8 protein-coding genes are annotated in these 13,645 nt (G+C 46.7%); 7 read left to right on the top strand and 1 reads right to left on the bottom strand.

Features of this window, described 5'->3' with window-relative positions; all coding sequences use genetic code 11:
- Positions 1-56: 56 nt before the first annotated feature.
- Positions 57-1,544, bottom strand: a complete 1,488-nt coding sequence (gene murJ / locus B8987_RS16880; protein ID WP_242823785.1) for a murein biosynthesis integral membrane protein MurJ — start codon at positions 1,542-1,544, stop codon at positions 57-59.
- A gap of 301 nt (positions 1,545-1,845) precedes the next feature.
- On the opposite strand from murJ, the gene B8987_RS16875 reads away from it, so the two are divergent.
- The 7 genes from B8987_RS16875 to treS all read left to right on the top strand — a co-directional run bounded on the left by B8987_RS16875 (position 1,846) and on the right by treS (position 13,551).
- Positions 1,846-2,952, top strand: a complete 1,107-nt coding sequence (locus B8987_RS16875; RefSeq protein ID WP_020374750.1) for an AI-2E family transporter — start codon at positions 1,846-1,848, stop codon at positions 2,950-2,952.
- 135 nt (positions 2,953-3,087) lie between these two features.
- The gene (locus B8987_RS19760; protein WP_156023616.1) at positions 3,088-3,261 is read left to right on the top strand and encodes a hypothetical protein; all 174 of its coding nucleotides are present in this window, start codon (positions 3,088-3,090) and stop codon (positions 3,259-3,261) included.
- Between the two features lie 215 nt (positions 3,262-3,476).
- A complete protein-coding gene (locus B8987_RS16870; RefSeq protein WP_051351031.1) occupies positions 3,477-4,136 on the top strand; it encodes an SDR family oxidoreductase in 660 nt (219 codons plus the stop codon).
- 287 nt (positions 4,137-4,423) lie between these two features.
- On the top strand, positions 4,424-5,776 hold the full coding sequence (locus B8987_RS16865; RefSeq protein WP_084661737.1) for a cobyrinic acid a,c-diamide synthase CobB: 1,353 nt from the start codon (positions 4,424-4,426) through the stop codon (positions 5,774-5,776).
- Positions 5,777-6,022: 246 nt separating this feature from the next.
- Positions 6,023-8,254 carry a DUF3536 domain-containing protein gene (locus B8987_RS16860; RefSeq protein WP_139793576.1) on the top strand — a complete coding sequence of 744 codons (2,232 nt, stop codon included), beginning with the start codon at positions 6,023-6,025 and terminating at the stop codon, positions 8,252-8,254.
- A 66-nt stretch (positions 8,255-8,320) separates the two neighbouring features.
- A complete protein-coding gene (locus B8987_RS16855) occupies positions 8,321-10,306 on the top strand; it encodes an alpha-1,4-glucan--maltose-1-phosphate maltosyltransferase (RefSeq protein ID WP_084661736.1) in 1,986 nt (661 codons plus the stop codon).
- The gene (treS, locus tag B8987_RS16850) at positions 10,306-13,551 is read left to right on the top strand and encodes a maltose alpha-D-glucosyltransferase (protein WP_084661732.1); all 3,246 of its coding nucleotides are present in this window, start codon (positions 10,306-10,308) and stop codon (positions 13,549-13,551) included. The genes B8987_RS16855 and treS overlap by 1 nt, the downstream gene beginning before the upstream one ends.
- The last annotated feature ends 94 nt before the right edge of the window (positions 13,552-13,645 follow it).

Raw genomic sequence — 13,645 nt, 5'->3', positions numbered from 1 at the left:
TCGTCACCTCTCTTACATAACATTGTAACATAATATTATGGAAGAAATTTGGCAGATCAGGTCTCGGAGGATTGTAAGTTATGACGATTTTTCAAGAGGCGCCGCAACAGTTCTCGGATTTCAGGGAACCGGAACAAGGTTAAGAGGGTGAGATAAACTAAAGCCGATACGACAATAGTAGAGGTGAGAGCAAAGGCCAAGGGGAAGAACCCATGAATGTAATCTAAGGAAAACCATTCTCTGAGCCCATATACCACGATAGCTGTAATGCCCGCCGTGATACCGATTTTTAGAACAAAGGGACGAAACAACAAGTCGCTATTATGCCGCGGATTAAGGGCTTTAATGGTTAAAAGAGTCGTGTTCACCCAGGCGGCTAAGGCTGTGGCTAGGGCGAGTCCGTCCGCCTGCAAAAAGCGGACTAAAATGAGATCGCCCACGATATTAAAAAGAATGGTGATAATACTAAACCGAGCAGGGCTTTTGGTATCTTGGGTAGCAAAAAATAATTTTTGTAGGTAAAATGACAAACCAAATCCTGGCAAACCGATAGACCAAAACAATAACGTGCTAGCCGTGATACGGGTGGAATAATTGGAAAATGCGCCATGTTGGTAAATGAGACGTAAGATCGGTATGGATAAGATCATGAACCAGAGCGTTATCGGGACAATTATGAGGATAACCAACCGAAAACCGCGCATAGCGAGTTGACGATAGGTGACCAGGTCATGATGACTTTGATGTTGGGCAAGGCGCGTATAAATCGGAGTGGTTAAGGACGAAATTAAGAGACCCACGGGAATTTGGACCAATACATACGAATAGTTAAGAGCCGCTAAGCTTCCGGTAACAAGAGAGGAGGCCAAAATTCTATCAACAATCACGCCCAGAGTCCCCACAGAGCTGGTGAGAAAAAATGGTCCTGACATGCGAATCATCTTGCGTAACAAGGGATGACTAAAATGCCACCGGAAATGCAAATGCAGGCCTGCGCGTTTGAGTGCGGGAACCGTGACAAAAAGTTGGGAGAGAACAGAAAGTAAGAAGCCCATGGCGACACCTTGAATACTAAAGAAATGGCCTAAGGTGACAATTGTGGCTATGCGGACAACATTGATCGCGACAGGAGATAGGGCAGGGTACAAAAATTCTTCGCGTTCTTGGAGAATCCCCACGACCAAACCCGCCAAACCCCAAAATAATATAGTGGGAATCATGATTCGCGTCATCGAAACGGTGAGAGCGAGTTCTTTGTGGTGAAAACCGGGAGCCACAAGTCGCATGAGCTCAGGCGCAAAAATTTCGCCAAATACGATAAGAATTGTTGAGACCAGAACAATGGCCGTAAATACTTCATTGATGAAATTCTGTACAGACCGCTTTGACAATTGGGCATCAGCTTGCGTCATCAAGGGCACCACGGTAACGGATATTGCTCCATTCATCGTACTGAATAATAAATTGGGCAACACCGAGGCCATAAGCCAGGCATCATTCAACGCGGATGTGCCGAAATATGCTGCCATGACGACTTCTCGCAAAAAGCCCGTTAAACGGCTAATTAGCGTCGCGACAAAAATAATCCCCGCTGAAATTCCGATGCTTCGTCCTCGCTTGCTTACCGTCTGTTGAGAGCGACGACTATCCAGTGTTATCCCGCCTTCCAGATTAGGGCCAATACCGTCCGAAATTACATTTTAGTATACCAACAATACGAATAACTAGAGGAAAAGCGGATGAATTCTGTTGGCTACGGGGTTAGTGGACGGCAAGCGCGGGTAGCCTATAGAATAAAACTTAAGAGAGCGGGAAATTTGTTGGCCGGTAGAAATGAGGAGCGTCATGAACGGAAATGACTCAGGAAAATGGGCCGCACGTTTAGCTATCGGACGGGACGCGGTAGTGGTAGTCCTCGGAACCGGTATTGTCTTGATGGCCTTGTGGTGGGTTCTTAGTCGTCTGGGCAATGTGGTTGTTGTACTGATGATGGCGGGGATGTTTGAAATTACTCTGAGCCCTATGGTGGATCGGCTGGCACTCTATTGGAACCGGCCTTTGGCTGTGCTCGTTGTGGTATTAGGGGCTGTGGTGATTTTTGTGGTTGGGGGCATTTTATTAGTGACGGTTATTGCTGGGCAGCTTGCCACATTAGTCGCCAAACTTCCTAATGAAGTTCAGACATTAACGCAAACGACCCCCGGTTTAATGGCATGGTTTCGGCATACGGGTATCCAAGTCAATATTTTACAGGTAGAAAGCCGCATATTTAGTAGTCTAGGTCAAGTATCGACGTTTTTAGTCACTCAAACCGTAACCTTTGTCACCCATTTGATTGATAGCATTGTCGATGGTGCCATCACGATATTTATTACGGTCTACCTCCTATTAGATGCCAATCGGATTCAAGCCGCTGTATTGCGCCTGATCCCTCACCACCAACGCGAAGGGCTTTTAGCGGTCGAGCACACATTATCCCGCGTTATTGGAGGATATGTGCGTGGGCAAATGGCCTTATCACTGATTGTGGGGACGGCTTTTGGTTTTGGTACATGGCTTATCGGATTGCCGTATCCGCTTGTGATTGGCGTTTTTGCGGCTGTGATGGAACTGATTCCGTTGTTAGGTCCTGTGCTGGGGGCAATTTTGCCTGTGTTATTAGCGCTCTTTAATCATCCTTGGGTCCAAATTCCCGAGGTTTTGGTGTTGTTAGCTGCGGCTCATCTGTTAGAATCTCAAATTTTGGGTCCCAAAATCATTCGTAGTCAAGTCGGTGTCCATCCTGTGATTTCTGTGTTGGCGTTAATGATTGGCGCATCGCTTAGAGGGATTTTAGGCGCGCTATTTGCTGTACCCATCGCTGGCATTCTCGTTGCAGCATGGGTTGCAGGGGTCCGCGTATGGCGAGAAAAAGTTGTTCTCCCGTCTCAACCGACTCCGCCTATCGATTAAATACCTATGGGGAACAACAATTCACATTACAACTCTTCCTTGGTTTGTGATTTTTATGATCATTTTCGGTATAATAAAGACAGGTTTCGTGCGTACTTGCGTCGGCAAATGTTAGATTTTTAGGGGGGATACGTGATGCGATGTCCGTTGTGCCAAGAAGGCATTTTAGCAGAATGGCAAGCTCCCGATGGAAATACTCATATTGTTTGTTCCCAATATCCAAAATGTCGATTTAAAGCCACCTCGTGGCAAGATGTGTCCAATATGTTGGCACGGTTTCAACACCCTTTAGCGCCTCACCAGATATAACGAAGAAATAAAAAAGGGCGGGTTAACCGTCCTTTAAAAATTGTATTAAAACAAATATATATGGCTTCGAGATGAAGCCATATCCATGAGAATCCGATCCCTCAGCCGATTCTCTGGCACCCCTCAATCCTAATGGTGCGTCCCACGTTGACAACTTTAACATTTATCTGAATTTTTGTCAACACATATTATCGTGGAAAGGAATGTAGACAATATTGCGTGTTGGAGTCACCGGAATCACTGGCGGCATCGGGCAAGCAGTTAACGAGCTCTTTGGGAGACGAGGCGTAGACATTATTGGGTTCGCACGCCAGCCCGGTCCTCATCAATATCCTCTCGATGTGACGATGGACGAACCCGCGATCTCTCAGCGTATTGGCGAGGCCTCACCGAACGGTTATGATGTATGGATCAATCTTGCGGGAGCTGACATATTAAGCGGAGACAATCGAAAGAAACCGTATTTCGAACGCCTGCAAGAGTTATGGGATGTCGACGTTTTAGGAACCATAAAATGTAGCCGGGCGGTTATTCCCTACCTTCATAATACGGGAATGCTTATCAATGTGGCGTGGGACGAAGCCCTTAGTGGAGCGCCAGGGGATTCGGCATCGCTATATGGTACCGCTAAAGCGGCTATTTTAGGTTTCAGTGCAAGTTTTGCTAAGTCGGTGATGCCAAAAATCCGGGTTTATGTGCTGTCGCCAGGGTGGGTTGCGACGCGGTGGGCTAGGTCTTTAACCGAGGAGCAAAAATCTCGGCTAATCCAACAGAGCGCGAGTAAAAAATGGGTTGAGCCCCAAGATGTCGCAGAAACGCTATGGGACATGATTCATAATCCGCCACCATCCGGAACCGTTATGATGGTAAACTAATTATCATGGATGGCGGAAAGGGAACAGAGACCTTGGAATATGACCAAGGGGAATCGATGGCTCTCATATGGTTTCGTGTGTCGTGATGTGTCCTGTGATAGCGTAAAATACCATCCACGTGTTAGAGCGCTCTTGTTATGGGTATGATGGCACGCACTCGTGACGTTATCGCAGGTGGTGGTTCATGAATAAGCTTCTCCTCTTAACTGCCATTCTTTATCCAAGAATATTCTCTTAAGGCTTTGCTGCAAGACCCCGATATATTGTGAAAGGCAGGCAGACTCGTCTTGGAATTTCCTCGTATCGTTATCACCGCACCCAGTAGTGGTGAAGGGAAAACGATTGTTTCCTTAGCATTAATGGCGGCATTTCGCAAACGTGGCGTTCGGGTGCAAGGATTTAAAGTGGGACCGGATTATATTGATCCTAGTTACTATGAATGGGCGACTGGCCGAAGAGGCAGAAATCTTGATGCCTGGATGGAACCTCGTCCGGAGGATGTCCTCAACAGTTTTGTTAAGGGGATGACAGGTGCCGATATCGCCATTATCGAAGGGGTCATGGGATATTTTGATGGACAAGATCCTTTAAGCAACGAAGCTAGTACATATCATGTGGCGGCACTTTTACATGCGCCGGTTCTGCTCATATTGAATGGCCAACATAGTGCACGAAGTCTGGCTGCTGTCGTTCTAGGGTTTCAACAATTTGCATCTCCCGATTATCTTAAAGGGGTAATAATAACTCGGGTCAAATCGCTACGCCATTATGATTTGCTTCGTGTGGCCATTGAAAAGGAAACAGGGCTTTCGTGTTTTGGCTTTTTGCCTTATCATGAACATCTCGAGATTGAGCATCGCCAATTAGGCATTTTGCCGGCTGGAGAGAATGCACAAACCCAGAATATGATTGATCGTCTTAGTGATGATCTGACTCAGCAACTCGATCTCGATGGTATTTTTCAATTAAGTCTCCAAGCACCGTCTATCGATATTCCACCGAGACCTGCACCATATTCTCTCGGATCGCATCCAACCATTGCCGTAGCGTCAGATCAAGCCTTTAATTTTTATTATCCTCAAAATTTGGAGCTATTACAGGAGTTAGGAGCTCAACTTGTGTTTTTTAGTCCACTTGCAGGAGAGAAGATCCCAGACAATGCCGATGCGCTCTATATCGGCGGGGGATTTCCGGAAGAATTTGCGCGGCAATTAAGTGCTAATGGGGATCTACTTCAACATTATTATAATCGTATTGTCGCAGGACTCCCGACATTAGCCGAATGTGGAGGATATATGTTTTTAAGCCAACAATTGGTGGACCAATCGGGACACCAGCATCCCATGGTCGGCCTTATCCCCCATAGAGTCCTGATGCACAAACGCTTGCAAGCGGTTGGTTACCGCACAATTACGATGTTGTCCCATACGCACTTTCCTGAAAGAACGGTATTTCGCGGGCATGAATTTCATTATTCGTATTCCGTATTTTCAGGCTCTTCGCCTGCTTACAAATTAGAAGGACGTAGCGGTGAGCACCTAGCAGGTTATGCATCCTCCAATGTTTTAGCAGGATATGCTCACCTTTACTTTCCTTCTAATATTCCGGCTATTAAGAACTGGATAGAATCATTGGCGTAAAAGCTGTGATACCATTAGCGATAAAGATTGCTTATCAGTTAGCGATTGAGAAGATCGGGGTGACACGGCATTAATCGGTATATCACCATCCATGGCCACTTTTACCAACCACCACGGGAAAATCCTTGGCTCGATAGCGTCGAGCGTGAAGAATCGGCCAAGCCTTATCATGATTGGAACCAACGGATTACAGAAGAATGTTATGCACCCAACGGTCATGCTCGCATTTTAGATGAAGATGGACGCTTGCGAGCTGTTGTAAATAACTACTCGCGGATGAGTTTTAATTTCGGACCAACATTATTGGCATGGCTCGAACGTCATCAACCAGCCACCTACCACGCTATACTTGATGGGGATCGAATGAGTCAAGAGCGTTTTAGCGGGCATGGATCAGCGATTGCTCAAATCTACAATCATATTATTATGCCTTTGGCATCGACACGGGACAAAGAAACCGAGATTATCTGGGGAATCAAAGATTTTGTGCACCGTTTCCATCGCTATCCAGAAGGTATGTGGTTAGCAGAAACTGCTGTAGATTATGAAACGCTGGAGCTGTTATCCAAACACGGTATACGCTTTACGATTCTCAGCCCCGATCAAGCCTGGCGAGTGAAGGAACCCAACGGGCAATGGGTGAGTGTGGAAGGAGGAACGATTGATACCACGCAACCTTATCGGATAGACCTCCCCAATGGTCAAACGATATCAGTATTTTTTTATCATGCAGCTCTGTCACGAGCGGTGGCTTTTGAAGGCTTGCTGAACGATGGACGGTATTTTGCGGAACGGTTGATTGCAGGTTTTAAACCCGATTCATCTTCATCCAATCAACTTGTCCATATCGCCACGGATGGCGAATCGTATGGGCATCATCACCGATTCGGAGAGATGGCCCTTGCTTATGCTTTGGACGTGATAGATCACCGCACAGACGTACGTTTGACCAATTATGGCGAGTATTTGTCGTTCAATGTGCCGACGCGCAAAGTGGAGATTTTCGAAAACACGTCATGGAGCTGTGCTCATGGTATCGAACGGTGGCGCAGTGATTGTGGATGTCAAACGGGATTGCATCCAACATGGAATCAGAAATGGCGCACCCCGTTACGCCAAGCCGTCGATTATATTAGAGATACGGTGACGCCGCTTATTGAAGCCTTGGCACCTCGCTGGTTGAAAGATCCGTGGATAGCCCGTAATGATTATATTGAGGTGATTTTACATCGTCATCACGATACCATTAAGCAGTTTCTTGTCAATCATCAAATTCATGCCTTAGATTTAGAGGATACCATCCATGTATTGCAATTGATGGAATTATCCCGCCATCTGTTGCTGATGTATACCAGTTGTGGCTGGTTTTTTGATGACATTGGAGGCTTGGAAGCTATTCAGGTGATGAAGTATGCAGCCAGAGCCATTCAGTTGGCGGAGCGACTATTCGATGTGCCCATGGAATCGTCTTTCTTGCGGTTATTAGAACAAGCTCGAAGCAATCAAGATTCTCAAGATGGTCGTCAAATCTTTGTCACTGCAGTGAAGGATCGGATGGTAAATCTCTCTCGTGTCGCGCTTCACTATAGCATGATGCACATATTAACGCAGGCGGAACGCGAAAAAACGAGTAGCATCTATTGCTACGATGTTCACGTGGAAGATGATGCTTTATGGCGTTCTGGCACGGTAAAAATGGCCGTGGGACAAGTTCAAATTGTTTCGCAAATTACTCTGGATCGAGCAACTTTTAATTATGGGGTACTTCATTTGGGAGATCATAATGTCATTGCCGGCGTCAGAGGATACCGGGGACCAGAGTTGTACCAAAATATGCGTCAGCAACTTGCGCAGGCTTTTCAAGCAGCCGAGTTTCCCGAAGTGATTCGTCTGCTTGATCAGTTTTTTCAAGGACAGACGAATTCATTACGTCACTTGTTCCGGGATGAACAAGAGCGAGTCATGGATCAATTGGTGGAAAATGCCCTTCAAGAAGCCTTAACCTACAACCGTCATATTTATGAACATAGTGCATCCTTAATGCGGTTCTTGAAAGATATGGGACAGCCCATTCCGCCCATATTGCGCGATGCAGCAGGGATCTCAATTCGTGAGCAGGTTCATCAACAATTAATCACTGACCCTGTAGATTTTGCAGAAATACGGCGTCTGCTTTCAGAAGCTAGAGAGTGGGATCTCCTGCGTGACTGGTCTGACTTACCTTACGAATATGAACTGTTTATCAAGAAATTGAGTCGCGAGTTGGCACAAGATCCTACGGACCTCGTACGTCTTCAATTTCTTATTGAGGCCGTCCAAATCGCGAAGCAAGAGTCCCTACACATTAACTTAGAGGAAGCACAATTGGTGGTTTTTCGGTTAACGGTACAATGGAGTCCCGAACATCGCGGTACACAAAGACAATGGGAACAGTACATTAACCAGCTAGATGAATTGTTAGCGATTCGCCGGGGATAACGAATTCTTGATGGGACGGTACTGAGATTCAGGTCCTAACGTGTCAACCAATGAGGAGCGAACCAAATGAATCAAGACGGACGCAAACGGGTCTACATTTTTCATGTCACGCCGGTTATTGATGGAGGACGGTTTCCAATCAAACGTATTGTGGGAGAGGAGCTTACGGTTGAAGCCGATTTAGTCGCTGATGGACATGATGTGGTCCAAGGGCGGCTGGGATGGAGGATATTGCCGAATAGACCATGGTCCTATGTCCCTTTACAACCGTTAGACAATGATCGATATCGCGCAGTTTTTCCGTTAACAGAGATAGGGCTGTATGAATATCGGATTGAAGGATGGGTTGACGAGTTTCTCACCTGGCGTTATCGATTGGTTAAGAAATGGGCTCTGGGACAGGATATCGATGCTGAATTGTTGATGGGTAGAGAACTAATTTGGCAGCGGATTGCTCTCTATGCGAAAGGGCCTAAGAGCAAAAGCGACGAGGTGGTGGAGGCTCTAGAGACGTTGCGCCGGTTATTACACCGGTTCGATGAGACCTCAGAGAAGGAGCAGCGCCTTTTATTAATGCAAGATCCTCAACTAGAACAGATGATGCGGAAGTTGCCGGATTTACAACATGCTGGTCAGTCACGCCGATTTCCGGTGCGTGTGGACCGGATACGAGCAGGTTTTAGCGCCTGGTATGAATTTTTTCCGCGTTCGTGTCCGACTCGAAAGAATGGGCATGGCACATTGCGAGACTGCGAAGAGTTCCTTCCCTATATCGCCGATCTCGGATTTGATGTGGTTTATTTGCCGCCGATTCATCCCATTGGTCTCCAACATCGTAAGGGAGCCAATAATCAGACAGTCGCTTCCCCCGATGATCCCGGAAGTCCCTGGGCCATTGGGAATGAAGAGGGCGGACATATGGCCATTCATCCTCAATTAGGCACCCTAACTGATTTTGATCATTTCCACCAAACCCTTCGGGCCCTGGGGTTGGAACTGGCCATGGATTTAACGTTCCAATGTTCTCCGGATCACCCGTGGGTGAAAGAACACCCCCAATGGTTTCGCCATTTTCCCGATGGTACCATCCAATATGCCGAGAACCCGCCTAAAAAATATGAAGATGTCTTTCCGTTAAATTTTGACACCCCGGACTGGCAAGATTTATGGAATGCTCTCCTTGACATCACTCAATTTTGGGCTGAACGTGGCGTGCGAATTTTTCGAGTCGATAATCCCCACACCAAGCCCTTAGTGTTTTGGGAATGGTTCATAACCCAGATGCAAAGTCGTTTTCCGGATACCATATTTTTATCCGAGGCGTTTACTCGTCCTAAGTTAATGGAGGCATTGTCTAAAGTGGGATTTACTCAATCCTATACCTATTTTGCTTGGCGCAACACGGCTCAAGAACTTCGCGATTATGTGAGTGAGCTATTCTTTACCGAAAAAAACCAATATTTCCGGCCAAATTTTTGGCCTAATACTCCGGATATTCTCCCGGGATTTTTACAGACAGATCGCCCTGCCGCCTTTACGGTGCGTTTTATTCTGGCTGCGACACTATCACCGAATTATGGGATTTATGGCCCAGCATACGAGTTATTAGAACATCAACCTTTGTCTTGGGGGAGTGAAGAATACGACCATTCGGAGAAATATGAGATCCGACATTGGAATCTTTCACAACAACCGAACATTCAGGATGTGATAAAAAAGGTTAATGCCATACGACATCAGGAATTGGCTTTGCAGCATAACGGCATTTTAACATTCCACCACGTTGACAATCCACAGCTTCTCGTTTATAGCAAGCGAGATCCCGCGTACCACTCGAGATTATTAATGGTTGTGAACCTGGATCCGGTCTTTACTCAATCTGGATGGACCGCACTCGATATGAACGCGTTGGGCCTTCATGAGGATGCCCATTACGTAGTACATGATTTGCTGACGGGGGCGCGTTATGCATGGAATGGTCCATATAATTATGTGGAACTCCATCCAGATGGTTATAATGCACACATATTGCGAATTGAAGAGGGGATATAATGCATAACGGTCAGAACCACGTCGAACGTCCAGACTGGTACAAGGATGCGATTATTTATGAATTGCATGTCCGAACATTTTATGACAGCAATCAAGATGGAATTGGCGATTTTGTTGGGTTGACCCAAAAATTAGATTATTTGGCGGATCTAGGGGTTACGGCGCTTTGGTTATTGCCGTTTTACCCATCCCCTTTAAAAGATGATGGCTATGATATTGCCGATTATATGAATATTAATCCGGATTACGGCACACTGAGGGATTTCCGCCGATTCTTACGTCGTGCCCATGAACTGGGCTTAAAAGTTATTACAGAATTAGTTATCAATCACACGTCCGACCAACATCCTTGGTTTCAACGGGCCCGGCATTCTCCACCTCATAGCCGGTATCGAGATTATTATGTGTGGAGCGATACACCCGACAAATATGCGGATGCGCGCATTATTTTTCAAGATTTTGAACGATCCAATTGGACGTATGACGATGTGGCTCAAGCTTATTATTGGCACCGGTTCTATTCCCATCAGCCTGACTTGAATTTCGACAATCCCGCAGTCAAACGCGAGGTCTTTAAAATTCTCGATTTTTGGTTGGACATGGGTGTCGATGGTCTCCGGCTTGATGCGATCCCCTATCTTTTTGAGCGAGAAGGCACTAACTGTGAAAATTTACCTGAGACGCATCAGTTCTTACGTGAATTGCGCGCGCATATCGACAAGCATTATCCGAATCGTTTGTTGCTAGCGGAAGCGAATCAATGGCCGGAAGACGCTGCTTTATATTTTGGCAATGGCGATGAATGCCACATGGCATTTCATTTTCCCTTAATGCCGCGAATGTTCATGGCTCTTTATATGGAAGATCGTTATCCTATTATTGATATTCTGGAGCACACGCCTCCTGTTCCCCCTTGCTCTCAATGGGCGATCTTCTTACGTAATCATGATGAATTGACATTGGAAATGGTGACTGATGAAGAACGGGACTATATGTACCGGGTTTATGCCAAAGAGCCGCAGTTTCGAATTAATGTGGGTATCCGGCGCCGTTTGGCTCCCCTATTAGGTAATAACCGGCGCCGCATGGAACTGATGAATGCTTTGCTAATGACTCTGCCGGGAACGCCGGTATTATACTACGGCAACGAAATTGGTATGGGTGACAACGTCTATTTGGGCGATCGCGATGGAGTACGTACACCATTTCAATGGAGCCCAGATCGCAATGCTGGTTTTTCGCGGGCCAATCCTCAGCGCCTATGTTTACCAGTTATTGTAGATCCCGAATATCATTACGAATCTGTCAACGTCGAGGCTCAACAAAATAATCCCTCGAGTTTTTTGTGGTGGATGCGTCGCATTATTGCACTGCGTAAATCGTCGCGAGCCTTTGGACGGGGGACACTGCGCTTTCTAAATGCTGATAATCCGAAAGTCTTGGTGTTCTTGCGAGAATTTGAAGGCGATCGGATCTTAGTGGTAGCTAACCTGTCGCGATTTGTGCAAGCAGTAACCATTGAAACCCAGGATTTTATAGGGCAAACTGTCATCGAACTATTTTCGCAAAGCAATTTTCCACCGATAACACAGCCGTCGACCGTTTATACGTTGGGACCCCACGATTTCTACCTGTTTCGACTACAAGACGCGGAGGTTCTTGATGAGGTTAATGCAGGGCTCCCTCCGACGATTGAAGTGGATGGACCCAATCCTTTTCCAGACATTCTCGAAGACATGCTTAAGCCATTAGCGGCTTATTTGCCGCACCAGCGGTGGTTTGCTGGCAAGGATTTGCGGATCATGCAAATCGTTAACGAACGGTGGATTCCGGTATGGGAACAAGGCGGATTTTGGATCGTTCGGGTGCGGTATCAAGGCGGATCCGAAGAACGTTATCTCTTGCCGCTTATCTGGCAGTGGGGCAGTGATGATAATGCCCTGGTAACTTTTATGATGCAAGGGCAGGAGGGAAATATCCGAGAAGCAAGTGATAACCCGGTGTTTTGGCGCCATCTCGCGCAGCAGTGGATTTTCCCTGAACGGGTCACGGGACGGCACATTGAAAGGCGGACAAGTCAAGGATGGAAAGGGCGTAATCGGCTCAAATCTGAAGATTTGGAACCGATCCCTTTGCATGTGGAACAGAGCAACACGTCGGTGGCTTACGGGGAGCAGTGGATTCTTAAGATTTTTCGGCGGTTGGAAGATGGTGTGAATCCAGATTGGGAAGTCGGCCAATTTATGACGGAGCACCACGGTGCGGGGATTGCCCCGCAAACGTGGATGGGTTTTGAGTATCGTCATCAAGGGCAGACCTCACAATTGGCAATTTTGCAAGAGTATATTGCTAATCAGGGAGATGGATGGACTTATACTTTAGATCATCTAGGACGGTATTTCGAAGCCATTGCGGCTCAAGACCTTGTGGTACAGCCCTCCAGTTGCCGGAATTGGTGGAGCGACACGGAGATTCACCCGGACGAAAATTTGTTATTGGTGATGGGAGAATTTAGCGGGCAAGCGGCGCTCATTGGACGGAAAACGGCTGAAATGCACATGTTATTAGCCTCGGATTCCGAAAATCCCGATTTTCGGCCGGAACCTTTTTCGGCGCTGGATCAGCGTGCCATGTACCAATCGATGCGGCAAAATGCCGATAGGACCTTAACGGAATTAGAAAGAGCGTTAGGCTTATTCCGTGAGGACGTGGCAATCATGGCTCAAGAAATACTTCATAAACGCGAACACATCGAAGAGATTTTTCGACAAGCGGCCCGTAAAACAGTGCAGGGTTCTAAAATTCGTTGTCATGGGGATTATCATCTTGGCCAACTCCTTTATACAGGCCGAGACTTTGTGGTCGTTGACTTCGAAGGTGAGCCTTTGGTTCCGTTAAGTCGGCGCCGGATTAAACGATCCCCCTTGAAAGATGTAGCGGGAATGATTCGGTCCTTTCACTATGCAGCATTTACTGAAGCCGAGCATGAACGTCAGTTTGGCATGCCCCAAGACAAGCTCAAACGATGGGCCATGGCGTGGTTTCAAATTGCTACCAGCCGATTTCTGGAAGCGTACCAGGATCACATGGATGCACGCCTTCTTCCAGAAAGAGATTCTGAGTGGCTTTCCGCATTTCTCATGGAGAAGGCTTTGTACGAGTTGCATTACGAATTGCACAATCGGCCTAAATGGGTTCACATCCCCATGGAAGGGATTTTGAACCTGTTGGATTTGGATGCCTAAGGCAGTCTTTTCACCAAAATACAGCGGAGCCGCCTTGAGGTTAAGGTCGTGAATTTCCGGAGAAGGGATAGGACATTTCGTTGTCCTCGGAATG

Source organism: Sulfobacillus thermosulfidooxidans DSM 9293, from assembly GCF_900176145.1.
GTDB lineage: Bacteria > Bacillota > Sulfobacillia > Sulfobacillales > Sulfobacillaceae > Sulfobacillus > Sulfobacillus thermosulfidooxidans.
Note: the sequence above shows the minus strand (reverse complement) of the source record. Positions and strands in the feature narration are given on the sequence as shown.